Source organism: Pseudonocardia parietis (assembly GCF_017876315.1).
GTDB classification, from domain to species: Bacteria; Actinomycetota; Actinomycetes; order Mycobacteriales; family Pseudonocardiaceae; genus Pseudonocardia; species Pseudonocardia parietis.
Map to the genome: position 1 here is coordinate 3,251,977 of NZ_JAGINU010000001.1, position 25,086 is coordinate 3,277,062.

The 25,086-nt window shown below is 70.0% G+C and carries 27 protein-coding genes and 2 pseudogenes; 13 read left to right on the forward strand and 16 right to left on the reverse strand.

Annotated features, from left to right (window positions below; translation table 11 throughout):
• Window positions 1-225 precede the first annotated feature (225 nt).
• Window positions 226-1,083 carry an IS5 family transposase gene (locus JOF36_RS15425; protein ID WP_210026896.1) on the forward strand — a complete coding sequence of 286 codons (858 nt, stop codon included), beginning with the start codon at window positions 226-228 and terminating at the stop codon, window positions 1,081-1,083.
• 209 nt (window positions 1,084-1,292) lie between these two features.
• Here JOF36_RS15425 and JOF36_RS15430 read toward each other — a convergent pair whose 3' ends face one another.
• On the reverse strand, window positions 1,293-1,961 hold the full coding sequence (locus JOF36_RS15430; protein WP_307862389.1) for a TetR/AcrR family transcriptional regulator: 669 nt from the start codon (window positions 1,959-1,961) through the stop codon (window positions 1,293-1,295).
• Between the two features lie 143 nt (window positions 1,962-2,104).
• Here JOF36_RS15430 and JOF36_RS15435 point away from each other — a divergent pair, with 143 nt between their 5' ends.
• Together JOF36_RS15435 and JOF36_RS15440 are read left to right on the forward strand one after the other, a co-directional pair.
• On the forward strand, window positions 2,105-2,995 hold the full coding sequence (locus JOF36_RS15435; protein ID WP_210027537.1) for a metal-dependent hydrolase: 891 nt from the start codon (window positions 2,105-2,107) through the stop codon (window positions 2,993-2,995).
• 191 nt (window positions 2,996-3,186) lie between these two features.
• Window positions 3,187-3,870, forward strand: a complete 684-nt coding sequence (locus JOF36_RS15440; protein ID WP_210027538.1) for a hypothetical protein — start codon at window positions 3,187-3,189, stop codon at window positions 3,868-3,870.
• Between the two features lie 99 nt (window positions 3,871-3,969).
• On the opposite strand, the gene JOF36_RS15445 is transcribed toward JOF36_RS15440, so the two are convergent.
• Complete coding sequence (locus JOF36_RS15445) at window positions 3,970-4,584, reverse strand: TetR/AcrR family transcriptional regulator (protein WP_210027539.1); 615 nt, start codon at window positions 4,582-4,584, stop codon at window positions 3,970-3,972.
• A 99-nt stretch (window positions 4,585-4,683) separates the two neighbouring features.
• Here JOF36_RS15445 and JOF36_RS15450 point away from each other — a divergent pair, with 99 nt between their 5' ends.
• The 5 genes from JOF36_RS15450 to JOF36_RS15470 are packed head-to-tail and all read left to right on the forward strand — an operon-like array spanning window position 4,684 to window position 9,100.
• Window positions 4,684-6,099 carry an MFS transporter gene (locus JOF36_RS15450; protein WP_210027540.1) on the forward strand — a complete coding sequence of 472 codons (1,416 nt, stop codon included), beginning with the start codon at window positions 4,684-4,686 and terminating at the stop codon, window positions 6,097-6,099.
• Window positions 6,099-7,097 (forward strand): saccharopine dehydrogenase NADP-binding domain-containing protein, encoded by a 999-nt coding sequence (locus JOF36_RS15455; protein WP_210027541.1) that lies wholly within the window; start codon window positions 6,099-6,101, stop codon window positions 7,095-7,097. The genes JOF36_RS15450 and JOF36_RS15455 overlap by 1 nt, the downstream gene beginning before the upstream one ends.
• Window positions 7,087-8,265 (forward strand): flavin-containing monooxygenase, encoded by a 1,179-nt coding sequence (locus JOF36_RS15460; RefSeq protein ID WP_210027543.1) that lies wholly within the window; start codon window positions 7,087-7,089, stop codon window positions 8,263-8,265. The genes JOF36_RS15455 and JOF36_RS15460 overlap by 11 nt, the downstream gene beginning before the upstream one ends.
• A 47-nt stretch (window positions 8,266-8,312) precedes the next feature.
• A complete protein-coding gene (locus tag JOF36_RS15465; RefSeq protein WP_210027545.1) occupies window positions 8,313-8,519 on the forward strand; it encodes a hypothetical protein in 207 nt (68 codons plus the stop codon).
• Entirely contained in the window at window positions 8,519-9,100 is a 582-nt protein-coding gene (locus JOF36_RS15470) for a peroxiredoxin-like family protein (RefSeq protein WP_210027547.1), read from the forward strand. The genes JOF36_RS15465 and JOF36_RS15470 overlap by 1 nt, the downstream gene beginning before the upstream one ends.
• A 132-nt stretch (window positions 9,101-9,232) precedes the next feature.
• Here the strand turns inward: JOF36_RS15470 and JOF36_RS15475 are convergent, their stop codons facing one another.
• Together JOF36_RS15475 and JOF36_RS15480 are read right to left on the reverse strand one after the other, a co-directional pair.
• Window positions 9,233-9,700 (reverse strand): carboxymuconolactone decarboxylase family protein, encoded by a 468-nt coding sequence (locus JOF36_RS15475; protein ID WP_307862390.1) that lies wholly within the window; start codon window positions 9,698-9,700, stop codon window positions 9,233-9,235.
• A 14-nt stretch (window positions 9,701-9,714) separates the two neighbouring features.
• Entirely contained in the window at window positions 9,715-10,185 is a 471-nt protein-coding gene (locus JOF36_RS15480; RefSeq protein WP_210027549.1) for an RrF2 family transcriptional regulator, read from the reverse strand.
• A gap of 365 nt (window positions 10,186-10,550) precedes the next feature.
• Between JOF36_RS15480 and JOF36_RS40140 the strand changes: the two genes are divergently transcribed.
• Complete coding sequence (locus JOF36_RS40140; protein WP_281071412.1) at window positions 10,551-10,673, forward strand: hypothetical protein; 123 nt, start codon at window positions 10,551-10,553, stop codon at window positions 10,671-10,673.
• 168 nt (window positions 10,674-10,841) lie between these two features.
• Here the strand turns inward: JOF36_RS40140 and JOF36_RS15485 are convergent, their stop codons facing one another.
• Both JOF36_RS15485 and JOF36_RS15490 read right to left on the reverse strand, forming a co-directional pair.
• The gene (locus JOF36_RS15485; protein WP_210027550.1) at window positions 10,842-12,107 is read right to left on the reverse strand and encodes a Glu/Leu/Phe/Val dehydrogenase dimerization domain-containing protein; all 1,266 of its coding nucleotides are present in this window, start codon (window positions 12,105-12,107) and stop codon (window positions 10,842-10,844) included.
• A gap of 1,261 nt (window positions 12,108-13,368) precedes the next feature.
• Window positions 13,369-13,547: pseudogene (locus tag JOF36_RS15490) on the reverse strand (proteasome accessory factor PafA2 family protein); the annotation flags it as partial.
• Between the two features lie 355 nt (window positions 13,548-13,902).
• Here JOF36_RS15490 and JOF36_RS15495 point away from each other — a divergent pair.
• Together JOF36_RS15495 and JOF36_RS15500 are read left to right on the forward strand one after the other, a co-directional pair.
• Window positions 13,903-15,636, forward strand: a complete 1,734-nt coding sequence (locus JOF36_RS15495) for an IS1634 family transposase (protein WP_245350849.1) — start codon at window positions 13,903-13,905, stop codon at window positions 15,634-15,636.
• Between the two features lie 117 nt (window positions 15,637-15,753).
• Window positions 15,754-16,113: an ArsR/SmtB family transcription factor gene (locus tag JOF36_RS15500; protein WP_210027551.1), complete on the forward strand. Its 360-nt coding sequence runs from the start codon at window positions 15,754-15,756 to the stop codon at window positions 16,111-16,113.
• Between the two features lie 223 nt (window positions 16,114-16,336).
• On the opposite strand, the gene JOF36_RS15505 is transcribed toward JOF36_RS15500, so the two are convergent.
• The 4 genes and pseudogenes from JOF36_RS15505 to JOF36_RS15520 all read right to left on the reverse strand — a co-directional run bounded on the left by JOF36_RS15505 (window position 16,337) and on the right by JOF36_RS15520 (window position 18,278).
• Window positions 16,337-17,008, reverse strand: coding sequence for an SRPBCC domain-containing protein (locus JOF36_RS15505; RefSeq protein ID WP_210027552.1), 672 nt, complete (start codon window positions 17,006-17,008; stop codon window positions 16,337-16,339).
• A gap of 2 nt (window positions 17,009-17,010) precedes the next feature.
• Complete coding sequence (locus tag JOF36_RS15510) at window positions 17,011-17,418, reverse strand: ArsR/SmtB family transcription factor (protein WP_210027553.1); 408 nt, start codon at window positions 17,416-17,418, stop codon at window positions 17,011-17,013.
• An 81-nt stretch (window positions 17,419-17,499) separates the two neighbouring features.
• Window positions 17,500-17,849, reverse strand: a pseudogene (locus JOF36_RS38985) (transposase family protein); the annotation flags it as partial.
• A gap of 120 nt (window positions 17,850-17,969) precedes the next feature.
• Complete coding sequence (locus JOF36_RS15520; protein ID WP_210027554.1) at window positions 17,970-18,278, reverse strand: hypothetical protein; 309 nt, start codon at window positions 18,276-18,278, stop codon at window positions 17,970-17,972.
• Between the two features lie 364 nt (window positions 18,279-18,642).
• Here JOF36_RS15520 and JOF36_RS41675 point away from each other — a divergent pair, with 364 nt between their 5' ends.
• Window positions 18,643-19,281, forward strand: a complete 639-nt coding sequence (locus JOF36_RS41675; protein ID WP_504739888.1) for a CBS domain-containing protein — start codon at window positions 18,643-18,645, stop codon at window positions 19,279-19,281.
• 90 nt (window positions 19,282-19,371) lie between these two features.
• The gene (locus tag JOF36_RS15530; protein ID WP_210027557.1) at window positions 19,372-19,905 is read left to right on the forward strand and encodes an STAS domain-containing protein; all 534 of its coding nucleotides are present in this window, start codon (window positions 19,372-19,374) and stop codon (window positions 19,903-19,905) included.
• Here JOF36_RS15530 and JOF36_RS15535 read toward each other — a convergent pair.
• From JOF36_RS15535 to JOF36_RS15560, 6 genes are all read right to left on the reverse strand, one after another.
• Window positions 19,886-20,068, reverse strand: coding sequence for a DUF4177 domain-containing protein (locus tag JOF36_RS15535; RefSeq protein WP_210027559.1), 183 nt, complete (start codon window positions 20,066-20,068; stop codon window positions 19,886-19,888). The two genes, JOF36_RS15530 and JOF36_RS15535, sit on opposite strands and share 20 nt — an antisense overlap.
• A 198-nt stretch (window positions 20,069-20,266) precedes the next feature.
• Entirely contained in the window at window positions 20,267-21,202 is a 936-nt protein-coding gene (locus JOF36_RS15540; RefSeq protein ID WP_210027562.1) for a CPBP family intramembrane glutamic endopeptidase, read from the reverse strand.
• Window positions 21,203-21,313: 111 nt separating this feature from the next.
• Complete coding sequence (locus JOF36_RS15545; RefSeq protein ID WP_210027564.1) at window positions 21,314-22,171, reverse strand: alpha/beta fold hydrolase; 858 nt, start codon at window positions 22,169-22,171, stop codon at window positions 21,314-21,316.
• Window positions 22,172-22,201: 30 nt separating this feature from the next.
• Complete coding sequence (locus tag JOF36_RS15550) at window positions 22,202-22,828, reverse strand: alpha/beta fold hydrolase (protein WP_307862392.1); 627 nt, start codon at window positions 22,826-22,828, stop codon at window positions 22,202-22,204.
• Between the two features lie 26 nt (window positions 22,829-22,854).
• Window positions 22,855-23,940, reverse strand: a complete 1,086-nt coding sequence (locus JOF36_RS15555; RefSeq protein ID WP_210027566.1) for an MBL fold metallo-hydrolase — start codon at window positions 23,938-23,940, stop codon at window positions 22,855-22,857.
• Window positions 23,941-23,965: 25 nt separating this feature from the next.
• Window positions 23,966-25,081, reverse strand: a complete 1,116-nt coding sequence (locus JOF36_RS15560) for an NAD(P)-dependent alcohol dehydrogenase (RefSeq protein ID WP_307862393.1) — start codon at window positions 25,079-25,081, stop codon at window positions 23,966-23,968.
• Window positions 25,082-25,086 lie beyond the last annotated feature (5 nt).

The window sequence follows — 25,086 nt, forward strand, 5'->3', positions numbered from 1 at the left end:
CTGGAGCGCGAGCGAGGACGGGTCGAATCGGGCTGCGTTGGACTGCGTCGTACTGCACCAGCCGACCTGCGCAGACACGCATTTCCCCAGGTCAAGCAGTGCGCGGAACGATCCTGGGGTTAAGAGCGTCCGGCAAATGAGGTCGCCGCGTGTCGTTGCAGGTAGAGGCACGGACCCAGAAGTGATCATGGGATTGCTGAAGTCCTGTGATCGCCTGGAGGGTCCGTGCCTCTGTTGCCAGCATCCCTGATCGAGCCGCTGTGGGTCGAGTTCGCTGACCTGATCGGGTCCGAACGACGGCCCGAGTTCTCCCCGACCCATCCGTGGGGCTGTCACCGCCGCCGGATCCCGGACCGGGTCGTGTTCGAACACGTGCTCGCCGCGCTGGTGCACGGCAGCGGCTACGAACGCCTCGCCTCACCGGGCTGCTCGGACCGCACCATCCGCCGCCGCCTTGACGACTGGGCCCGGGCCGGCGTCGGTCGAGAAACGCTGCGCCAGGCCCTGGCCGGCTACGACCAGATGATCGGACTCGACCTCGATGACCTGTCCGTGGACGGGTCGATCACCAAGTCCCCGTGCGGCGGTGAGGTATCCGGGCGCAGCCCGGTTGACCGGGGCAAACAGGGCACCAAACGCTCGGTGGCCGGCGACGGGAACGGGATCCCGCTGCACCTGGTCGCCGCCCGCGCCAATGATCACGACTCGCCGTTGCTCGAACCCACCCTGGCCGGGGTTTGCGACATGATCGGTCCGTTGCCCGATCTGCCGGGCATGCATCTGGACCGGGGCTACGACTCGGCCAAGACTCGCGACCTGCTCGAGGTCCTCGGCTATGACGCCCACATCGCGCTCAAGGGCGAACCCGCCCCGATCCAGGCTGGGCGGCGGTGGCCGGTCGAGCGCTTGCACGCGTGGATGAACGGGTTCGGCAAGCTGCGCCGGTTCACCGACAAGCGCCGCGACATCGCCGAGTTCTACCTCAACCTCGCCGCCGCGTTGACCGTGATCCGCCGCCTGATCAACCGCGCACGCGTGCTCTACCGCTGGCCCACCCGGCCGACCACCCGCCGACTCCGCTGAACATCATTTGCCGGACGCTCTAATGGGGTCGCAGGTTCAAATCCTGTCGTCCCGACAGGTCGGAAGAGAGCGGTTCCTCAGGACGGAGGGGTCGCCCTTTTTGCTGTCTACCTGCGGGGCAGTCCATGATCAGGCCCGGCTCCACCGCCGTCACGACTCGGATCCGCGCACGGCGGCGAACCGTTGCTCGGCGTCGTCGATCTGGCCGATCAGAGCCCGGCGAGCGGGGTTTCGGGGTCGATCACGATCGAGCGGCTCCGGAAGGCCGCGTCGAGCATCGCCCACACCCAACGGGCGAGTTCTGCTGCGAGTTCGTCGAGCGGCAGCGGGTCGGCCGACTCCAGCCAGCGGCCGGTGGCGGCGTCGACCAGCCCGACCGCACCGGCGGCCAGCGGCTCGGCGACGGCGGCCGGCAACCCGCCGCCGGGGATGTCCTCGCCGAGCAGCCCGACCATCCGATCGGCGATGGTCTGGCGGACGTCGGTCACGGCGGTGGTCATCCGGGAGGCCCGCAGGATGTAGCGGTAGAGGTCGGTGTGGTCGGCCAGCCACTGCACGTGCGCGGCCACGGCGGCGGTGAGCATCTCCCGCGGCGTGCCGCGCGGGTTCCACACCGGGGCGAGCGCCGCGACGTAGCTCGTCAGTGCGCGCTCGACGATCGCGCTCTGCAAGTCGTCGATGCCGTCGAAGTGCCGGTAGAGGGCGGGGCGCGGTACGCCGGCCTCGGCGGCGATCTGCTCGGTGCTCGCCTCCGGACCGTGCACGGCGATCGCGCCCATGGCGGCCTCGACCACCTCCGCCCGCCGTGCGGCCCGCTGCCCGGCCCAGCGCCGCGCGCGCCCGTCGGTCGCGGCGGCGCCAGGTCCGGTGCTGTTCACGTCCCCCATCCTCCCCGGCGGGTTGACACCACGCGCCACCGCGGCCCAAGCTCACCAACTAGGCGATACAGCCTGTATGGGATACAGCCTGTATCGCATGCGTGCCCAGATCCCACGTCGACGACGACCGAGAGGACTCGACCGTGACCGACACCGCACCCCGCCCCCGCCGCCTGCAGGGCGCCGACGTGGGCATTCCGCCCCGCCAGCTGGACTTCCGGTTGCCTGACGAGCTCGCGCCGTGGGCGTACTCCGAGAACGCGACCGCCACGCTGTTCCTGGCCATGCTCTCGGCGATCTTCCCGCCGGGGGAGGACTTCTTCGTGCGCTCGGTCGTGGCCTTCCGCGACCGGGTCACCGATGAGGAACTGCGCGCCCGGGTCGCCGGCTTCACCGCGCAGGAGGTGATCCACAGCCGCGAGCACGACCGGCTCAACGCGGCGTTCCGTGATCGCGGGTTCCCGGTCGGCGTGCCGGAGAAGGCAGTGGCGACCGCGCTGAAGGTCCTGGGGCGCACCTCGCCGCGCCAGCAGCTGGCCTGCACTGCGCTGATGGAGCACTTCACCGCGGTGTTGGCAGAGGACATCCTGAGCACCGACGAGTTCCAGAAGCGCGTGCACGGCGACATCTGCGAGCTGTGGCTCTGGCACGCCCTGGAGGAACTCGAGCACAAGTCGGTCACCTACGAGGTGTACGAGGTGATCGGCACCGACCAGAAGGAACGGGACCGGTCGGTGCCCCTCGTGCTCGGCACCGTCGGCGTCGCCGCCGTGTTCGGCTGGGCCTACCTGCTCGTGCAGCAGGGCGTCTGGCGTCGTCCGCGCGACCTGCGCGAGGGATGGCGGCTGATGTTCGGGCCCGGCCAGTTCATGCGACGCGTGCTGGCCCGGATGCCGGTGTTCAACCACCCGCGCTTCCACCCGGACCGGCACGACACCCGCGCGTTGGAGCAGCGGTGGCGGGAAACTCTCTTCGGCGCGCAGGGCACACTCACCGAACACCTGCGCCGCCCTGCCGGGAAACGGACCGTCTGACGGGGTCCGTCTCCTGCCTGGATCATGTTCGAGTCCATAGGACGGGGCCGGCGAGGCCGTGGCCGCGGACGCGGTATAGGCGAACAGGGCCGTGACCCCGGCGTGCCCGGCTCGTTGATCACGTCACCGCGGTGACGGAGCCCGGGGCGGAGGGAGACACGATGCGCAGTCGTCGTAGGCGGGTTCTCACTGTGGCCGCGGCGGCTCTCGCCGTCACCGTCCTGTACCCGGTGCCGGCCATCGCCGCGCCGGGCGACCTGTTCGGTCCGTCCGGCACCACCGTCGTGACGCCGGAGCGGATGAACCAGTTCGCCGGGAGCTTCGACACCGGCCGCGGCAGCAGGGAGTTCACCGACCGGCTCGGCGCCCCGGCCGACGGCGGAACGGGGGCTTTGGAACTGCGCACCCCCGGCGACGACGACAAGGTCCAGTTCGTCACCGGCGAGCTCGCCGGCTCGCTGGAGCGGTTCCGAGACAGCAGCTACCACGCCCTGCGCGACCCGGCGTCCGAGGCGGGCGCGTTCCCGTCGTTCCAGATCGCGATCGACGCCAACGGCGGCGAGCTGGAACCGCGCGACCTGCACCTGCTGACCTTCGTCCCGCCGGAGGGGCCGGCCGGTGTCTGGACCCGCTACGACCTCGGCTCCGCCCGGTGGTGCACGACCCAGCAGATCGGACGGGTGGACCCCTACCGCGAGTGCCGCGACGGTGGGGCCCGCCGCTCCCTCGACGAGATCGCGGACGCTCACCCGGGCGTCTCGGTCTACGCGGCCGGGGTCAACCAGGGCGCCGGCAACGCGAGCCTGGTCGGCGCGGTCGACCTGATCCGGGTGGGGGACCGGACCTACGACTTCGAGCCATCCACCACGCCCTGACCTGCGGCGCCGGCCGGCAGCCGAGCCCGAGGTGGCGGTGACCCGGTCGTGGCGACCTCGACGTGGAGGATTGGATGACCTGAGCCAGAGCCGATGTTCTTACAGTCCCCTCTGCCCGGTGTGTTCGGTGGCCGGCGCAAACGTAGCCAGCAGGGTGGTGACCAGCAGGTCGCCGGCGTCCTGGGCGTCGAGCCTGCCTGCGGCGATCTCGTCGGCCGCGGCGTGCATGATGCTGTAGAAGGTGGCCACCATCCAGGTGTCGGGCAGGTCGGTGCGGAACACCCGTTCGGCGCGTCCGCGCTCGAGGAGCTCGTGTACCCGGCGCATGGGCCCGTCGTGCAGCTCGCGGACACGCTCGTCCGGAAGCGCGCGTTGCGCGGCGAGGAGCAAGGTCCGGAACCGGTTCACGATCCGCCAGCTGGAGCTGATCAGTCGCGCGAGGGCGTCGCGCGGATCGCCGTCGAGGTCGACGGCGTCGAGGGTCTGATCGGCCTCGACGAGCACGCGGGCGAATGTGGCGTCGACGAGCTCGGCGCGGGACCCGAAGTGCCCGTAGAGCGTGACACGGCCGACACCGGCCGCCTTGGCGATCTCGCCGATGCTCACGTCCGGATTACTGCTCAGGCAGGCCTGTGCGGCGTCGAGGATCGCGGTGATGTTGCGCCGGGCATCGGCGCGGCGTTCCTGGCCGACTGTGCTGGATGTTGCGTGCATCACACTCTCCGTACTTGTTGAACACCACTGTACGGGTTAGCTTCGGGAACTAACTCGAACACATCTGTTCAGGTTAGTCCCGACCGTCTGGAGCCCGCGATGCACGCACCCACTCCTGCGATCCAGGAGGCCGCCGCTCACCAGCGCCGATGGCGCGCGCTGGCGCTCCTGAGCATCGCGCAGTTCATGCTCGTCCTCGACGTCACCGTGGTCGCGGTCGCGCTTCCCGACATCGGCACCGACCTCGATCTCGGGAGAGAGTCGCTGACCTGGGTCGTGAGCGCCTACACGCTGTTGTTCGGCGGCCTGATGCTCGTCGGTGGCCGCGCCGCCGACCTGTTCGGCGCCCGGCGGGTCGCAATGACCGGCTTGGCGCTGTTCACGGCCGCGTCCGCGGTCGCGGGGCTGGCCGGCACCGGGGAGGTGCTCATCGCCGGGCGGGTCGGGCAGGGCATCGGCGCTGCCCTGCTCTCGCCGGCCGCCCTCTCCCTGGTCACCACCGTGTTCCGCGGTGCGGAGCGGGGCCGGGCGCTGGCGGTGTGGAGCAGCCTCGGTGGCGCGGGTGCTGCGGTCGGCGTGCTGCTCGGCGGGGCGCTCACCGCGGGCCCCGGCTGGCAGGCCGCCTTCTATCTCAACGTGCCGGTCGGGCTGGCCCTGCTCGCGGCGCTCCCGTCGGTGGTCGACCGGAGCAGCCCGCACGGACGGCCCCGGCTCGACGTCCCCGGCGCGCTGCTGGTCACTGCCGCGACCGCGGCGCTGATCTACGGCCTGATCCACGTGGGCGATGCCGGTTGGTCCGCGCCCGGCACGTGGGGTCCGATCGTGACCGCGGCCGTGCTCTACGCCGGGTTTCTCGTCGTCGAGGGCACGGTGCGTGCACCGCTGATGGATCTGCGGATACTCACTCGGCGCGCGGTACTGGCCGGAGTGTTGCTCATCCTCGTCGCCACCGGGGTGCTCATCGCCGGATTCTTCCTCGCCTCGTTCACCCTGCAGTACCTGTACGGGTACGACGCGCTGGTCACCGGCCTGCTGTTCCTGCCGATCGCGGTGGCCACGCTCGTCGGCTCCGGCGTGGCAGGTCACGCCCTGCCGCGCGTCGGGCCCCGCCGCGTCGTCGTGCCCGCCCTCGGTGTCGCCGCGGCGGGCAGCGCCGCCGTGGTGTTGTGGCAGGGTCCCGTCGCGCTCGTCGGCGGGCTCGCGGTGGCCGCGCTCGGTGTCGGTGCCACGTTCGTCACTGCATTCACCATCGCCACCGCGCATGTCGATCAGCACGACGCCGGGATCACCTCCGGCATCGTCAACACCTTCCACGAGTTCGGCGGGAGCCTCGGCGTCGCCGCCGTCTCCAGCGTCGCGGCCGCAGGTATCACGGCCGCCCAGCCCGTTCCCGGCGACTTCGTGGTCGGCTTCGCGCTCAGCGCCGTCGCCGCCGGCGTCACCGCGGTGATGGCCGCGCTGCTCGTGCCGGCCGGGAAATCCGTCGCTGCTGCCGCGCACGGGCACGGGCACTGATGCCCGCCCGGCGCCGCGATACCGGGGTGCTCGTGCTCGGCGGGACCGGCGCGGTCGGCCGCGCGGTGACGAGCCTGCTGGCCCGCGAGGGCGTGCCCGTGCTCGCCGCCGCCCGGCGGGCCCCGGCCGCACTACCGACCGGCGCCCGCTTCCAGCCACTCGACGCGCTCGACCCGGCAGCGTTGCGCGAGCACGTTCATGCCGCGCAGGTCGTCGTCGACGCCACCGGCCTCGACGATCGGGCCGTGGCATCGGCTGCGGTCACCGCCGGGACCCAACTCGTGGATCTCAGCGCCGATATCGCGCACCTGACCACGCTGCACCAGCTCGACGGCCCGGTCCGCGCCGGGCAGATCACCGTCATCGCCGGCGCCGGCCTCGCCCCCGGGCTGACCAACCTGCTCGCCACCGCCACCCACGCGCTGGTCCCCGACACGGCCGGGATCGCGCTGAACCTGCTGCTCGGACTCGGGGAACGACACGGACCGGCCGCCACCGCCTGGATGCTCGACCAGCTGGCCACCTCGTCGCAGCACCCCCCGCGCCGGGTGGAGATGCCCGCCGGCTTCGGGCGTCACACAGTGCGGTGGGTCGACTTCGCCGAACAACACACGCTGACCCGCGACCTCGGCATCCCGGTGACATCCTGGTGCGCCCTCGACCCGCCCCTGCTCGCCACCGTGACCGCCCACGCCGCCCGGGTGCCGGGTTTGCGGCGAGCGCTGGCGGCCTGGGCGCCGACCGTGGCCCGGCTCACCCGCCGGGACCGGTGGGTCGCGGCGGCCCGGGCCGCGGACGGCACGACGACGTGGGCGACCGGTCGTGAACAGAGCGCCGCCAGCGCGGTCGTGGCCGCCTGGGCGGTGCATGCGCTCCTTGAACGCAGGTTCCGTCCCGGAGTGCACGACCTGCACCACGTGACCGACCTGCACGCGCTCACCCCGTGGTTGCACCGGCACGGCCTCGCCACTGCCACCGGGTACTCCCATGCGCACTGATCCTCCGCGCGCGTTGGTCATCGGGTCCGGATCCGCGGGGCTGTCGACGGCCGCAGCCCTGCAGCGCCGCGGCGTGCCCACGCTCGTGCTGGAAGAAGGCGACGACGTCGGGCACTCCTGGCGGAGGCGCCACGAGGAACTGCGCCTGAACACGACCCGCCGACACTCCGACCTCAGCGGCCCGCGCATTCCCCGTGCGGCGGGCCGATGGGTCAGCCGGGACGACTACGTTGCCCACCTCGAGGATTTCAGCGCACGACACCACCTGCACGTCCGGTCCGGTACGCGCGCCGAGCGCATCGATCGTGCCGGTGGCCGGTGGCGGGTCCGCACCAGCGATGGGGACCTCGAGGCCGCCCATGTCGTGGTGGCGACGGGACTCGATCGGGTCCCTCGGCAGCCGCAATGGCCAGGACACGACACGTTCGCCGGTTCCGTCCTCCACGCCGCCGCACTCCGAACCGTCAGAGGATTGGCCCGAAGGCGCGTCCTGCTGGTCGGTGCGGGCAACTCGGGCGTCGAGCTCGCCGCTCATCTCGTGGAGGCCCCGGTCACACAGCTGTGGCTGTCGGTCCGCACCCCGCCAACGATCATGCCGCTCGAGGTGGCCGGCATCCCGCTGACCCCGATCGCAGTCGCCCTGCGGGCCCTTCCTGAGCGGGTGCGCGACGTCGCCGCCCGACGTATCTCCCGCCTCGCCGTCGGCGACCTCGCCGCCCACGGCCTGCCGACCCCGCGACAGGGCCCCTACTCACGCCTACGCACCACCGGAGTCACTGCCGCTGTCGACCGCGGCTTCGTCCATCACCTCGAAGCCGGTCGGCTGGAGATCGTTTCCGAGATCGACCGCTTCACCCACCTCGACGTCGTCCTCCGTGACGGGCGTTGCCTCCGGCCCGACATCGTCATCACCGCCACCGGATTCCGGCCCGGCCTGGAACCACTCGTGGGCCACTTGGGCGTACTCGACGAGAACGGCCGTCCCCTCGCGACCACCGGGCATCCGGCGTCCGGCACCCCCGGCCTGTGGTTCATCGGCTACCAGCCGGCGATCGAGGGGAATCTCCGGCAACACGTCATCGACGCACGACGGATCGCTCGACGAATAGCACGACCACACAGGGCCCGGTTCCGTCGTGCCCACGCGTGCGAGAGGGCGATCCTGTGAGGCCGGCGCACGGCGACGCGACCTGCCGGCCGGCGGGTGACGACGACATGAATCAGAGTTCGCGTTCCGCCGCAGGGTCGATACCGGTCGAGGCCGGGACCAGCGCCGAGATCGAGGCCCGCTCGGACCGGCTCCCGATCACCTCGCGACATCGGCGGAGCACCGTGGTGCCGGCCTCGGCGGTCGAGGACCCGGAGCTGATCGCAGTGTTCGCGGATATCGCCGCGGCCGGCCGAGCGGATGGAGCACCCTGATGCCGGGGCCGCTGAGGAACGGGCGGGTGCCGGTCGGCGCCGTCGTCACACGGCGCGAGGTGGCCACCGTGGCCGGCGACCCGATCACGGTGCCGGCCGCCGGGGGACTGACCCACCTGCAGTTCCGGCGATTCGCCGGCTGCCCGGTCTGCCACCTGAACCTGAGATCGGTGATCCGTCGCGGGGACGAGATCGAGGCGGCGGGCGTGTGCGAGGTGGTGGTGTTCCACTCCAGCGCCGATGAGCTGCGCCGGTACGCCGACGGCCTGCCGCCGGTCGTCGTCGCCGACCCGGAGAAGCGGCTCTACACCGAGTTCGGTGTCGAGGCGTCGAGACGTGCCCTGCTCGACCCGCGAGCCTGGCTGCCGGTCGTTCGCGCGGTGCTGCACTCGCTCCGGTCGGTCGTGCGCCATCGGCGACCGTTGCCGCCCACGAACCCGGACGGTGGCTCGCTCGGGTTGCCGGCCGACTTCCTGCTCGCCGGGGATGGTCGCGTCCTCGCCGTCCACTACGGCCGGCACGTCGACGACCAATGGTCGGTCGACCAGATACTCCGGCTGGCCCGGGAGAACCACGCATGAGCAGCGACTGGACGTTCGCCGGACTGTGGCCCATGCCCCGCGCTGGTTCGACACCCCGGACGAGCGGCTGCACTACATCGACGAGGGGCCGCGTACCGGGGATCACACTGCGTGCCACCACCGGGGCGGTGCTCAGGCGGCGCCGCGGTGGCTGCCCGCGATCTGGCGGGTGGCGACGCTGATCCGGTTCCACGCGTTGATGGTGGCCACAGTGGTCACGAGCAGGGCCAGCGCGCGTTCGTCGAACACGGCGGCGGCCTCGTCCCACACGTCGTCGGGCACCGCGTCGGCGCGATCGGCCAGCCGGGTCATCGACTCGGTCAGTGCGAGCGCGGCCCGCTCCTCGCGGGTGAACCACGGCGCCTCCCGCCAGGCGGCGACCGCCATGAGGCGCTCGGTGCTCTCGCCGTGCTCCAGCGCGTCGTGCGAGTGCATATCCACGCAGAACCCGCAACCGTTGATCTGGCTGGCACGCAGCCGGACGATCTCCTGGATCGGGACGGGGAGGACGTCGGCGTCGCGGGTGGAGCGCTCCAGTGCGGACAGTGCGCGGTAGCTCTCCGGGACGTGCGAGTACGGCTTGGACATGCGCGGTTCCACGGGGTGAGTTCCTCTCAGTTGGTGAGTGCGGCCCGGACGCGGTCGGCCGCGTCGGGAGCGTGACGGAGGACGTCGTCGGAGACGTCGGCGAGCGAGCGCGCGGCGAGCTCGCGACGCCAGGCCAGCTCGGCCCGGCGCATACTCAGCGAGATCGCGCAGGAGTCCGGGTAGTTCGCATCGGGAGCACCGCCGGGGCCGGCGGCAAGGATCGACGTGCAGCGGAAAGCGTCCTCCGGGCCCTCCAGCGCCACGACGACGTCGAGCAGCGACACCTCGTCCAGCGTGCCGGCGAGCCGGAAGCCGCCGCGCGGGCCGGGGATGGACTCGCAGATCCCGGCCCGGACCAGGGCCTGCAGCTGCTTGTTCAGGTAGGCGGGCGGCAGGTCGTACAGCGCGGCGAGCCGGGAGGCCGGGACCGGCGCGGCGATCCATGCCAGGTTGAGGCAACAGTGCAACGCCCACTCGACGCCCTGGCTCATTCGCATGGTCCTGGACGTTACCTATCCTGGATGTTAAGTGTCCAGGTCCAGATCGAGATCAATCGGTCTCGATCTGGTCGGTCACCGACGCAGGGGACCGCTCGGTCACCGGGCCCGTGCCTCGTCGTCGAGCGTCGGGCAGGCCAGCCGGTTCTCCGGGATGTCGAACGCGCCGACCAGCGTCGGCGCGTACGGCCGCAGCTCCGCGCACAGCTTGTTCACCAGCGGCCGGGCCGACCAGGAATCGGCCGCGGTGAGTCGGCCGGCCTACAGGCACGAGGCACGATCGCGGTCGATCACCGAGAGCACCTGCAGCGCACGAGTTCGCCACCATGCGCAGCGCCGGATTCGTCCGGGGGAGCCCGGTTCCCGTGAACGACCTCCTGGGCCTGCCCCGGTTGCGCCTCACCGCCTACGTCAGGGCCAGGACTGCGCTCGAGGTGTACGCCTACGAACTGGATCGGAGGCGCCGTGCGGACGACACGCCGGTGTAGCCGATTGTCAGCATCTCCGGGAGTCGGAGTGGACGCGAAGACTCCTACCCGGGCGGGGGTCCGGGATGCGAGCACTCACTTGCTGCGCAATCGCTCACTCCGTGGACCGGCGCGCAGGACAGGACCCATGCGGGTGCTGCCCGCGGTGGTCGTGACGGAGCGCCGGTGTCAGGGGATGACGACCGGCTCGGTGACCGGTGCCGGCTCGTCGGCCCAGCGGTGGCCGGTCTCGCGCGGGGTGACGCCGTCCTCGGTCCAGGCGGCCATGAGCTGGGCGACCTTGGTGTGCATCACGGTGCGCAGGCGGTCGAACGAGGTGTCGGGTGCGTCGTCGACCTGGCCGAGCAGCAGCCACCAGGCCCAGGCGACGGCGCCGGCGTTGGCGACGAAGTCCGGCAGCACCGGGATGCCGCGGGCGGCCAGCATGGCCTCGGCCTCCGGGGTGGTCGCGGCGTTCGCGGCCTCCACGACGACCCGGGCGCGGACGTCGTAGGAGTTGTCCGGGGTGATCGCGTAGGAGATCGCGGCCGGGACCAGGATGTCGGCATCGGCGGAGAGGACCGCCGAACGCGGCAGCTGCTCCACGTTCTCCGGCAGCCGCGAGCGGTCGACCTCGTTGTGTTCGTCGCGCAGGTCCAGCAGCGCCGGTACGTCGAGGCCGGCGGCGTCGTGCAGAGTGCCTGCGGCGTCGGCGACCGTGGTGACCTTCATGCCGGCCTCGTGCAGGTAGTAGGCGGCCGAGCCCCCCATCGTGCCGATGCCCTGGATCGCGACGGTCGTCTCGGCCGGGAGCCGCCCCCAGGCGACGGCAGCGGCCAGACAGGAGTGGGCGACACCGTAGCCACCGATCACGTCACCGAGCAGGAACCCGCCCTCGACCTCGGCGTTCAGACCCCGACGGACCCGCTCGCAGGTGGCGGCCGGGTCGGCGGCCCGCCGGATCGCGGCGTGGTAGCTCTGGTCGAGGCCGAGCCGGGCGAAGACCTCGTCGATCAGGTGCTGTGGCACGCCGAGGTCCTCGGCGGTCACCCAGTGCGCGTCGAGCCACGGGCGCATGGCCTCGAAGTAGCGTTCCAGCACCTCGACGGCGCGCGGGTCCTTCGGGTCGAAGTCGATGCCGCCCTTGGCCCCGCCGACCGGTAGGTCGAAGGTCGCGGTCTTGTTCGCCATGCCGCGGGCCAGGTCCTCGACCTCGCTGAGCGTGCACCCGGCACGCATCCGGGTGCCGCCGGTGGCCAGACCGGACCGCAGGGTGTGCACGACCAGGTAGCCGACGGCGCCGGTGACGCTGTCGTTCCACTGCAGGCGCAGGTACGGCTCGGTGCGGCGGGCCGCCGGGGCGACGGCGGGGTTCGCCCCGGCTCCGGGAAGCCCGGCAGTGGTCTGCGCGGCCACCTGCGGGGTGCTCCCGCCTGGGTTCTGCATCGTCGTCATGGCGACCCACCTCCTCGTCTGTCGCCCGACCGTCGCCGCCTCGGGAGGGGCGTCGGTCGCGTGTCATCTACCGGACCTCGTCGTCCATCGGTCGGCGGCGCCGTCCGGTGCCCCCTGAGCAGACGCATCGTGTCGCCATGCAGAGGGGACGGGGTGGCGTCGCCGAGCGGCCCGGTACTCGATCAGGGCCGGATCGCCGGGAGACGATCGGCCCGTGGCCGGCAGGTGCCGGACGATCTCGGTCCAGGAGAACGTCGCCAGGTCGGCAGGCACCGCCGGCGCCGTTGCCGAACTCCTATCGATCGTTCCTGAACTTGTTGAACTTCTCGAATCGAAATGGCGCGGGCCGAACCCACGTTTGCGGTTCGTTCAGTGGCGCCGTGTGGTCCACTTCAAGACAAGCCTCCACGCAGCTCGTCGGTAAACATTCCGCCCTACTCCGGGCATGACGATGTCGCCGGTTGGAGTATGAGATTCCGGTGGTGACTCCTGACGGATGTTCGTTCAGGCGGGGGAGTGCGGAGCAACCAGGGTCGGCCGTTCAGCGCGCCGCGTAGCGCGCTGACGTCGTCGAGGCTGCGCTCGCCCGCGGTGGGAACGTAGCGCGGCCCGGTTCGAGCACCTGACCGCCCGGCGTTGGTTCAGCGACCTGGGCGGTTCGTCGACATCGACGTCACCGGCGCTCTTCGCTTCCGGGCTCCTATCAGGGCCACGAGCCACACGGGCCGACCGGCGCCCCATCCCGACGATTCGTTGAAATCCGCCGGAACCCTCACGCACCACGCCCCGGACCGCGAGAATCACCGCCAGCGCGACCAGGACGAAGACGACCGTCGTCATATCCTCCACCCCACCCACCTCCAGATCGTTCTCGAGTACCGTGAACGCGGTCTCCTGCACCTCGCTGCCCTCCGCGCCGGAGGTGAGCGACGCGCGCCCCGCATTTTTCGTCGGCGCACACTCGCGGCGGACCCGTCCAGTCGGGATACAGGCCGGGTGCCGCAATTTCTTGTGATTATTTGCTTACTTACAGGCTACAACGTCGGCGGGCTTTCGGCAATTTCGTAACGAAACATTATTTCGATCTTCGGGATACGTGGGTCTTTTTCGGCACGTCTACCTCCGCTTTCGATACCTGCGTACTTCCCAGAACGCGGCAGGCTCGCGCTTTTCCAGTGATGCTGCTAAGAGATCCCACCGCTTGTGCTGGTCGCAGCGCTGCGGTGCGGAGGTGCTCCGAGGTTTCGGTCGAGAGTCCGGGCTGCATCCGCGGCGCACCCGGCACCGGCGCCGCCCGGTCCGCGGCCTCGAGCATGATCCGCTCGCCGCCCTTGCTCCAGACCACGACTTCGGGAGGGGTCAGCACCTCGGCGTGGCGTACTCGGGGTGGGCGTGGTCGACGTAGAACCGGGCACCGTTGGTGAGGATGACGTTGTTCGCCGCCGCGGCGAACGAACCAGCAGGTCACGTCGTGTGAGTGGAACTCGACGGTTGCGGCGCAAGTAGATCCTGTGCGGCGCTCGTGGACACCTGCATCTAGACTTGCATAGTTGCTGAAATCGGCAACCAGGTCCGGGGCTGCGTCGCAGGAGTGAGCGGGCGCCCTATGGACGGGATCCGTGAGCGAGGGAGGCGTCGTCCTGCGTTCCGCAGCTGATGGTGGATCCTGGGACACGTCTGGGCGGTGTGGGCAGGTCAGCGGCCCGCGCCTAGTGTTCGACCGCGTGAACGCCTAGTACACGAATCGTCCCGTGTAGGTTGATTGACGTGGCTGGATGTCGATAGGCTCTGGGACATGTTCTTGCGGGAGGTGAAGCGGCAGAACCGCAACGGGACCCGGGTGTCCTACCTGCAACTGGTCCACAACGACTGGGACCCCGCCGCCCGCGCCGCTCGCACCAAGATCCTCTACAGCTTCGGGCGGACCGATCAGGTCGACACCGCGGCGATCGAGCGGCTGATCGTGTCGCTGTCACGGCTGCTCGACCCGGCAGCGGCGCTCAAGGCCACCGCCGGTTCGGATCTGAGCTTGCTCGGCTCGCGCCCGCTGGGCGGCACGGATGTCCTCGACGGGCTGTGGCGCCGGCTGGGCATCGACACGGTGCTCAACAGGTTGCTGGCCAAGCGGCGGGGCAGCGCGCCGTTCGAGCGGGTGCTGTTCGGGCTGGTCGCCAATCGGGCCCTGGCGCCGTCGTCGAAGCTGGCCGCCGCGGACTGGATCTCGAACGATGTGCACATCGACGGCCTGCCCGAGACCTCCGACGATGTCTGCTACCGGGCGATGGACTGGCTCCACGACGTGCGCGAACACCTGGAGCGCGAGGTGTTTGCCCAGGTCGCGAACCTGCTCAACCTCGAGGTCGACCTGCTGTTCTTCGATACCACCTCCACCTACTTCGAGCTGGAGGATCCCGACACCCCGGTGGACCGCGACGAACACGGGCAGGTCGTGGCCGGCCGGGACGGCAAGGACGGTCAGGACGGTCAGGACGGCACCGACGACGAGCAGAGCGCGGCCGGGTTCCGGACTTACGGCAAGTCGAAGGACTCCCGCGACGACCTGCCCCAGATCGTGATCGGGATGGCGGTGACCCGCGAGGGGATCCCGGTGCGGGTGTGGTGCTGGCCGGGCAACACCGCCGACTCGAAACTGATCCGCCAGGTCCGCGACGACATGCGGGACTGGACCCTGTCCAAGATCGTGTGGGTCGCCGACCGCGGCTTCTCCTCACAAGCCAACCGCCGCTACCTACGTCGCGGCGAGCACACCTACATCATCGGCGAGAAGCTCCGCTCGGACAGCCCGGAGATCAAGACCGCCCTGTCGCGGCAGGGCCGCTACACCACCATCGGCGAGAACATGCGGGTCAAGGAAGTGCAGGTCTCCGACAGCGAGCGGTTCGTCATCTGCCACAACCCCGAGGCCGCCGAGCGCGACGCCCACATCCGGGATCAGCTCGTCGCCCAACTCGACGAGCTCATCGCCGGATCCGACAAGCTCCCGACGATGAAACGCGGCGAGCTGCGCGGGAAGATCTCGACCAAGCCCGGCCTGAACCGCTACCTGCGCCTCACCCCCGGCGGGCTGCTGCGCATCGACAAGGCGAAGATCAAGACCGAGGCCAACCTGGACGGCAAGTACCTGCTGCGCTGCTCGGACCCACACCTGAGCGCCACCGATATCGCGCTGGGCTACAAGCAACTCCTCGAAGTCGAACGCGGCTGGCGCGACATGAAACAGATCCTCGACCTGCGCCCGGTCTATCACCGCCTCGAAGAACGCATCCGCGCCCACGTCATGCTCTGCTGGCTCGCGCTACTGCTCATCCGCATCGCCGAGACCACCACCGGCCAGACCTGGCACCACATCCGCCGCGACCTCGACCGACTCCACGCCGTCACCTTCACCGGCCCCACCGGGACATTCCGCCAGCGCACCGACCCCACCAAGCCCCAGACCGACCTCTACGCCCGACTCGACCTCTCCCTCCCCAAGAAGATCATCGAGATCACCCCCGCAGGTCGCTGACCAGGCACAACGCCGCCGCCTAGTAACACACGCGCTGCGCGTCCTCGCTCTCATTTCCGCAGGTCAAGACCGCAATCCGCGTACTAGACGCTCACCTCGGCTGCGGAACGCAGGGTCGTGGCGAAGGACCGGGCAGCAGGATCGCCCGAGACGGCGCGGCCCCTCTATCTCGCGAAGGCAGAGTTCTTCAAGAGCCTCGGCCACCCGGTTCGAGTCCGGGTTCTGGAACTGCTCTGCATCAGAGAGCATCTGGTGTCGGAGTTGCTGGGCGAGATCGATGTGGAGTCGGCGAACCTGTCCCAGCAGCTGGCGGTGCTGCGCCGTGCCGGTTTGGTCCGGACCCGCAAACAGGGATCCGCGGTGTACTACTCGCTGACCAGTCCGGAGGTGTCACAGTTGATGGCGGTGGCTCGGTCGATCTTGACCGGGGTGTTGGCGGACCAGATGCAACTGCTCGAAGAACTGCGCACCTCCTGACTGCGGGCACCGCGGCTCCGTGCCGCCGGGCCGGCGCGGTCACGCCGGACTGCGATTCCGGCACGACCGGTGAGGGGTACACATGAACTCGACGGACGTGTCCAGGAGCGCCCGGTAGCTGCGGCACCCAGGGGGATCACCGTGTGCCGTTCGACCTGCACGAGATCGGCCACGGGTCCGATGTCGATGGTGTGAACGGGCCGGGCAGCGCCGGTTCTTCAGCTCAGCGCTGACCCGCTCGCCCGGCCGACGCGTCACCGGTGGGCAGGTAGAACGCGGTAGTGGCCTCGACGGCGGCCGCGACGTGGTCGGGTTCGCCGCCGCCGGCCAGGTGGGCCTCGCCCCAGGCGGCGGCGCTGCGCCGGCTGAACTCGTGTCCGTCAGGCGATGCCCGGAACTCCTCGTGGTCAAGAACCTCGCCGTCGCCCAGGAACCTGGCGAGGGTGAGGAGGTGCAGGTCCCAGCCGACGCCGCCGGCACCGGGGCCGTAGATGGGAAACATGGGCTCTCCGACGGCCGCGGCGTGGATGAGCTCGAACTCTGTGTCCCCGGCCGAGCCAGGAGACAGGCGCACCTCGACCTCGCTCGTGCCTGGCCACTCGTCGGCCCCGGGCCCGAACATCCAGGACACCCGCAGCAGGCGCGGCGGCTCGCAACGGAGGATCTCACCGTGCTCGCCGCCATCCAGCTCGAATGTCCCGCCGAGGCGTAGGTCGCCGGTGACCGGCTTCATCCAGCGGCTGAGTCGTTCGGGGCTGGTGATGGCGTCCCACACGTCGTCGAGGTGCGCGTCGTAGCGACGCCTCAGCTCCATGGTGTAGGCCTCACCGGCGGGCAGGGTCGCCGTGCCCATCTTTCGGCGGGCGGCGGCCAGTTCGTCGAGTACGTCCTTCATCGTCATATCCCCTTCGCTGATGGATCGGTCTTGTCTGCATCAGTGCTGAACTCGGCCGGTTGGGTGAGCTTTTCACCAGTCGGGCTCCGGGCTGCCCGCTTTCCCCGGGCGAGCTCGGTTCCCAGAGCGTCGAGGCGCTGATCCCACAATCGGCGAAACCGGTCCAACCACGCGTCGACCTCGCTCAGCGGCGCGGACTCGACGGCGTAGAACCGGCGAGCGCCCGCGGCCCGCACCGACGCGAACCCGCTGTCACGCAGCACGCGCAGATGCTGTGAGACAGCTGGCTGGGAGAGTCCGAACTCGGCCCGGATCACGCCCGTGATCGCGCCCGAGGTCTGCTCACCGTCGGCGAGCAGCTCCAGAATGCGCCGGCGCACCGGGTCACCGAGGACGTCGAACGCGTGCACATGCACGAATTCTACCGGTCGTAGCTTATATAAGTCAAGGCTGGCACCTTGGCGCTACGTTCAGCTGGGAGTCTGTCGTCGTTCGCGGGCGGCACCCATGTCATGGCGGGACTCGGACAGCGTGGGTGAGATCCACATCAGCCGGCCTGCCGGGTCGGCGATGACCTGCACGTTCACCCCGTGGCGCTTGTGCTTTCCGGAGTAGTAGATCCGGTCGCGGCCAGCGGTCATGCCGACCTGGTCGATGCGCAGCAGGGTGCCGTCGAGGATGACGAATGCCGTGCGGGCGGCGACGGCGATGGTCTGGCCTGGCGGCCCGCGGTCATGATCCGCCAGCGTGGCCCGATCCGGCGGCGGTGCGCCCGCAAGAGATCGGCGACGTGCGGGAGGGTGCGACTGGACAGGTCCATGCCGGATGGGTAGGACGGCAGGTGAAGCTCCTGGTGTGGCCGGTTGATCTAGGCAATCGCCCGTCTACCAGGCTTCATTCATTCGTGGTTACGCTACGCCGTACCCGCTCCGACCAGCGCGTTCGTCCGGTTGGCAAAGGCTCAGTGGAGTGCGGGAGCACTCTCGTGCATCGTGGCGGAGGCGCTCCGTGGTCTGGGCGTCCGCTGGGCTGGACCGGTGGTCCACAACGCCGCACACCAGGGTCGCCCTTCGCGGAGCGCGAGTGCGGTATCCGTCAGCGCCATCGTCGTGAATTCACTGCCGAGATGGCGGGGCCAATCTTGCATGATCAGCTGCCGGATCTCCTCGACCGGCCGGCCGACGCAGCGCGCGGCGAGCGGGTCGAGCACCGCGCTCATCTGGGTGGAGACATGTTCGAGGTGGCTGGCGCCGTGATCATGTGCAGGCATGGAAAGGGGTCCTTCGGCTCGGGGTTTCTGCGGCGGCAGCGACGAATGTCTGTCTGCCGGCCTCGGTCCCGTCTGTCGCTGGGCCCGGACGGAACGGGTGCTGGTGTCGGGTAGGTCGACACCGCATTCTCGGAAAGAAGCTACCGTAGAGTTGCATAATTTCGCAACTTCGCAATTTGTGGTACGAGTGTGTTCGTCGGCCGGGTACCCGCCTCGACACGAAGGAGGTGCCGCCGAGGACGCGGCTGTCGAACACCGGCGAACGCGGAAAGCGGAGTGAACCGACAACGAGGTGCTCCGTGATCGTGGACGCACCAGGGTCGTGGGAGGTGGAGTCGTGCCAAGGTCTCCGGTCTCGGCGCTGATGACGCGCGCACTGATCAGCGTGGGGCTCGACACCCCCGTCAAGGAGGTCGTGGGCATGTTGGCCGCCCACGACCTCGAGGCGCTGCCTGTGATCGACCCCGTGGGGCGCCTGGTCGGCGTGGTCAGCGAGGTCGACGCACTGGGTATGGCCACCTACCGAGCCACGTCCGGTGGCTCGGCGCGATTCGCCGGTCCCCAGGCGCGAGTCCGCCGTCGCAAGGCGCACGCGGTGGTCGCGTCCGAGTTGATGACTGCGCCCGCGCCCACGGCTCTCGACAGTGACCCGGTCGGCGCTGCGGCCGAGTGGTTGGCCGGCGCGGTCATCGGCCGCCTGTTCGTGGTCAACTCTTCCGGACACCTGTCCGGTGTGCTGACTCGACGCGACGTGCTGCGCCTGCTCCTACTTCGTCGCGACGGCGACATCCAGGCAGAGATCGAGCACGCCCTCGACCCCGTCCCGACGGACCACCGGATCGAGGTCGCGGTAGACGACGGCCATGTCCGGCTGCACGGCCTCCTGCATCTGCGCAGCACGGTGGAGCAGGTCGATCACGTCGTCCGCCGGGTCCGAGGTGTGCTCGGTGTGCACAACGCGATTCGACACGAGGTCGACGATCTGCTGATTTCCGGATTCTGACGGCCGGCGGCGCAATGGATACACCTCGGACCGGACGTGCCAGCTGTTGGTGGGGAATCTGAGGGGTGCTGGTCGCCAGGGTCTCCGGTAATGGCGCCGGAGCAGGTTGACACCGACATCGAACTTTCGGAGGCGAATGATGTGGATATACGCGTGGAGGCGCCGTGTCCGGCGGTGCGGTTGATCCGCGTGGCGGGGCGGCTGGACCGGGCGGTGGCAGCCGGCGTGTTACGGCTGGTCAGCGCCCAGCTGAACCTCGTCGCCGGTCGACACCGGGCTGTGACCGACCTGGTGCTCGACATCGGTGCGGTGAGCAGCTTCGAACTCGCCGGGCTGGAAGCGCTGTGTCACGCTCCCTACAGCGCCGGGCGGCACGGAATCGACCTGTCCTTGAGCGGTTGCGGTCGCCGAGTGCATCAGCTGCCGCTGCGGGCCCGGGGTCTGTTGTTGAAGCACTTTCGCACCTTTCCCACCGCCGACGTGGCGTTGCAGGAAATCGCCAAGACAGCCGGGTCACCGCAGTGGCCGGTGCCGAGAGAGGTGGTTCCACAGCACATGGACCGCCGGCGCCGACGTCATGCGGCCCGGTCGAGGTCGATGCGGGTCACCCCCGCGCCCGCTTGAGGATCACCCCGATCTCGATCGACTGCCCTGCTCCCACGCTGGGCACGATTGTTCCGACGGTCTCCCAGCCTTCGGCGCCGAGGTCGTTGAGCTCGTTCTCGATCGCGGCGTAGTCGAACCCCTTCCAGCCCCAGGTGAACTTCAGAACTTTGTGCTCGAACATGGTCTCCTCTTTCTTGATGTGGTCCGGCTGCTCCAGGACATGAGCAGCAGACAGTGTGCCGTTGCGGCATGGTCAAGCCGGACGTGACCTGAACCGCAGGATCGGCCGCGAACATGGCCGGCTTCCGGTGCTGCGCTGGTTCGGTATCCACCCGATCCGAACGATCTGCTCCCGGCGACGACGGGGCGCCGTCGCGGATCAGCCGACCGCGCCGACCGGCGTGCCGGCGACGTGCCGGCCGAGCTCCGGTGTTCGTGCGGGTCCGGTGCGGCGGGTGTAGAGCCACACGACCAGCGTGGTGGCGACGACGACGGCGCTCGGGATGAGCACGGCGGCCGTCCCGACACCTGCCGAACGGTCCGTCGAGACGGTGGCGACGTCGGTGCGGAGGGCGGCGTCGAAGATGAAGGTGAGCGTGTTGTACACCGCGTGCAACACGATCGCGATCTCGATCCCGCCCGTGCGCCAGGTGATCAGCGCGGTGCCGACGGCGAAGATCAGATACGAGAGATTGAGCCAGGGGTCGGTGGACAGGTGGATCACGGCGAAGATCCCGCTCGACACCAGCACCCCGACCGCGAGTCCTGCTCGCGCTCCGCGGGTCCAGCCTCCCGCGACGCGCAGGACGAGTCCGCGCAGGCCGTACTCCTCGCCGGCGGCCTGGAGCGGCGTGAGCAGGATCGTGGCGGCCAGCATCCAGAGCACGTCCGAGTAGGCCCAGGCGGACTGTGGTAGCGGGTTCCAGTACTGGATGACGAGGACGATGACCCAGGCGGGGCCGGTGAACATCAGGGCCCGCCCGAAGACGTCGAACCGGAACTTCGAGACCACCGAGTGGAGCGACGGTCCTGGTACCCCGTAGAGCCACCGCTGGATGGCCATGCTCCACGGGATGAGCAGCGCGATGGCGACCATGCCTGCGGCGTGGACCAGCGGCGTGTAGGCCACGCGACCCTCGGTGCCGATCGATGCGTCCACCAGGGCTGCGGCCGGGAGGAGGACGATGGCGAAGACCGTGAGGCCGCCGATCAACAATGCGATCGCGAGCAGGCCGCGGCCGATGCGGCGGGTGTCGCCGGCCAGTACCCGGTGGTACTCGACGCCGGGCGGGACGGTGCCGGTGTGGTCGTTCATGAGTAGGTGGACCCTTCGAAGTCGTGGGATGGAGCGGCGAGCGGACGCACGCCTGGTGGACTCTCAGCCGGATCCGGCGCGCCCTCGCGCACTACGCCGTGCCGGTGTGGCTCAGCGCGCGAGGAACGTGATCAGCGCGCGGTTGAACTCCTCGGCGTGGGTGGCGTTGAGGCCGTGCGGGCCACCCTCGATCAGGACCAGCTGCGAGTCCTTGATGGACTCGTGGGCGCGCTTTCCGGAGACCTCGAACGGTACGATCGCGTCGGCATCGCCGTGGATCACCAGGGTGGGGATCCCGGCGTCGGAGACCTTCTGGACGTCGTCGCGGAAGTCGGTGCGCCCGAACGCGGTGATGCAGTCCAGGGTGCCCTTCGGTGAGGCGAACTCGGCGATCGCGCGGTGGTAGGTGCGGTTCGGTTCGCTGATCAGGTCGGTGCGGTCGCCGGAGGCGAAGAAGTTCGTCATGAACCCGTCGAGGAATGCGATCCGATCGCCGGTCACGCCCGCTCGGAACCGTTCGATGGTGGCGTCGTCGAGGCCGCCGTCGAGGCCGCCGTCGGGGTTGTCGCCGGACTTGTAGAGGTAGGGCGGGACGGCTGCGGCGAGCACGGCCTTCGCGATCCGGTCGGTGCCGTGCCTGCCGATGTAGCGCACGACCTCGCCGCCGCCCATCGAGAAGCCGACCAGCGTGACCTCGCGCAGGTCGAGGTGGACGAGCAGGGCGTGCAGGTCGTCGGCGAAGGTGTCGTAGTCGTAGCCGTCCCAGGGCTGGGAGGACCGGCCGAAGCCGCGGCGGTCGTAGGTGATGACGCGGTGACCGGCGTCGACCAGGGCGGGGACCTGGCTCTCCCAGGACCGGCCGGACAGCGGCCAGCCGTGGATCAGGACGACGGGATCGCCGGCACCCTGGTCGGTGTAGTGCAGCTCTACGGGGCTGCCGTTCTCGGTACCGATGCTGAGCTCGGGCATGGTGGGTTCTCCTGGTGGTCGGATGGTTGTTCAGATCGCGCGGGCCGGTGGCAGCTCGTCGAGCAGGTGTGCGGTGAGCCGGCCCTCCGCGCCGCGCCAGGGCGCGAGGTAGGCCTCGAGGACGTCCGGACGCAGACCGCGATGGCCGGCGTTCCGCAGATGAGCAGCGACGAGGGCCTCGTGCGCGTAGCCGGGCAGCGCGGCGAAGACCTCGGGGTTCTCGCGCACCAGCTGGAACAGGCCGCGTTCCCAGCTCCCGCCGCTGACGGCGTCGAAGATCGTGAGATCCCGGTAGCGGGCCGACTCGAGCAGGTGGGCGCGCAGCACGACCGCACCGCCGATGTCACCCGCGACCACGCTCGGCTCGTCGAGGCCCCAGTGCTCGAGGAGCCGGGCGAACCGGCGGGCCTGCGCCGCGAGCGTGAGATCCTGGCCCTCGTGCTTGTCCGACTTCCCGTAGCCGAGGAGGTCGAACACGTGGACGGTGCGCGTCCGGGCGAGTGCCGGGGCGACGTCGCGCCAGAGATAGGACGAGTACGGGGTCCCGTGGACCAGGACGACCGGGCTCCCGCCCGTGCCCAGCCGTGCCCACCGCACGACGCCGTCACCGGTGTCGTATGCCTCGGGCAGTTCCCAGCGCACAGTGGTGTCCTGCACGGTGATCCTCCTGGTGCGAGTCGGTCTCAGGCGATGAACGGCGGCGGGTTCTCCCCGCGCAGCCGGTAGCCCGCCTGCGGTCGCGGCCGCTCCAGGCGGATGGCCTCGACGACGGTGTACGCGTGGTACTTGGTCTGGCTGATCACCCCGGCGAGCCGGTCGGACCAGAGCCGCCCGTCGCTCGTCTCCTTCTCCAGGACGTGCTTGACCGTGTAGTTGACCATCGAGTTGATCGCGTTCTCGGAGCCCACCCAGGCCCGGTGGGGGCCGGTCGCGGTCAGGATCTCGTCGAGCCGGTCCGAGCGGCTGAACCGCTGTACCGCGGCCATGGCGCCTTCGTGGATGTCGGCGAAGTACTCGACACAGGTCTTCACCTGCTCGTACGTGCCGTAGTGCATGTGGTGGCCGCCGACGTAGAAGTCGAAGTCGTACTCGAGGAGCTGGGCGTGGGACTCGTACCAGGCCCAGATGTTCTGCGAGGCGTCGCAGTGCATGAACGTGGCACTGCCCGGGCTGACGATGTCGATGACGGTGAGCACCCGCTGAGCGGGGGCGTGGATGAAGATGTTGCCGGGGCAGTGGTTCTCGCCCTTGTACGCGAGCTCCAGGGTCACGCCGCCGACCGTGAGCGTGTAGGTGTCGCGGAAGGTCACCGTGGGCAGCGGGCGGTTCGGGTCGGGGAACCGTTCGAGGAGCTCCTTGGTGATCTCGTGCGCGATGATCTCCACGTCCGGCCCGTAGACCGGGGTCGCTCCGATGTGGTCGGTGTGCCAGTGGCTGTAGATCAGGTGGGTCACCGGCTTGTCGGTGACGCTCTCGATCGCCGCGACCATGTTCTCGCCGATCGTCGGCGGGGCGTCGATCGCGATCACGCCCTCCGCGGTGACGACGAACGCGGCGTCGTAGCCCGCGCTGGTGACCCAGTAGAAGCCGTCCCGCAGTTCCTCGACGTGGTAGCGGTAGGTCCGGAAGTGCTCGGTGTCGAGGTAGGGCGGGTAGTACTCCGGTGGGTCGAGCGGGTCGTCGAGATTGGCCGGGAAACCGTAGTTGTCGATCCCGAAGAATCCGGGTTCGTCGGTCGCCACGATCGGCCGTTGGGTCTTGTCGCACATGGTCGCGAGGTCCTTTCCGAGGGGTTCAGAGGGGGAACCGGAGCACGGCCTTGACCACGCGTCCGGCTGCGGCGTCGTCGAACGCCTGGTTGATGTCGTCGGCGTCGTAGGAGGTGACGAGCCGGTCGACGGGGAAGCGTCCGGCTCGCCAGAGGTCGGCCAGCATGGTGAGGAACAGCGGCGAGACGGCGTCGCCCTGGGCGATGCCGTGCACCGATCGCCCGAGCGCGAGCTGCGGTGAGGTGACCTCGCCGCCGGCGCCCTGCTCGAACGTCACGATCCCGACCCGTCCCCGCGGGGCCAGCGAGTCGACGGCCGCGGTCAGGTTCTCCGCCCGGCCGCTGGTCTCCAGCACGATGTCCAGCCCGCGGGACGTGACCGTCCGCAGCGCGCCGGACAGGTCCGCGGTCTCCCGGACGTCGATCACGTGCGTTGCTCCGAGGTCACGGGCCAGGTCGAGCCGGGCCGCGTCCACGTCGACCGCCACCACCGTGCGGGCTCCGACCACGTTGCCCGCCATCACCGCGGCGAGGCCCACCGCGCCGACCCCGATGACACCGATCGACACGCCGGGCGAGGCCGAGAAGGCCTGGAGCACGCCGCCCGCACCGGTCTGCATCCCGCACCCGAGTGGAGCGGCGAGCTCCAGCGGGATGTCCGACGGGATCTTCACGGTGTTCCGCTGGTGGGTCAGTGCGTGGGTGGCGAACGACGACTGGCCGAAGAAGTGGCCGTGCAGCTCGGCTCCCGTGCGGTGCAGCCCCTGGGTGCCGTCCAGCCGGGCGGCGGCGAAGTTCGCCTCCCGGGCCAGGTCGCAGTAGGCGGGGTGGGCGGAGACGCACGACGGGCACCGGCCGCAGGAGTGGTAGCTCAGGACCACGTGGTCGCCCGGTTCGAGGCCGGCGACCGCCGAGCCGACCCGCTCCACGATGCCGGCGCCCTCGTGACCGAGGACGACCGGGAGCGGGACCGGCAGCTGCTGCCGGCGGACGTGGGCGTCGGTGGCGCAGATGCCGGTCGCGACCATGCGGACCAGCACCTCGTCGGGCCGGGGGTCGTCGATCTCGATGTCCTGCCAGACGAACGGGCCGTCCTTCTCCTCGAGGACTGCGGCGCGGGCCGGGTGGCGCACACGGGTCACGGCGA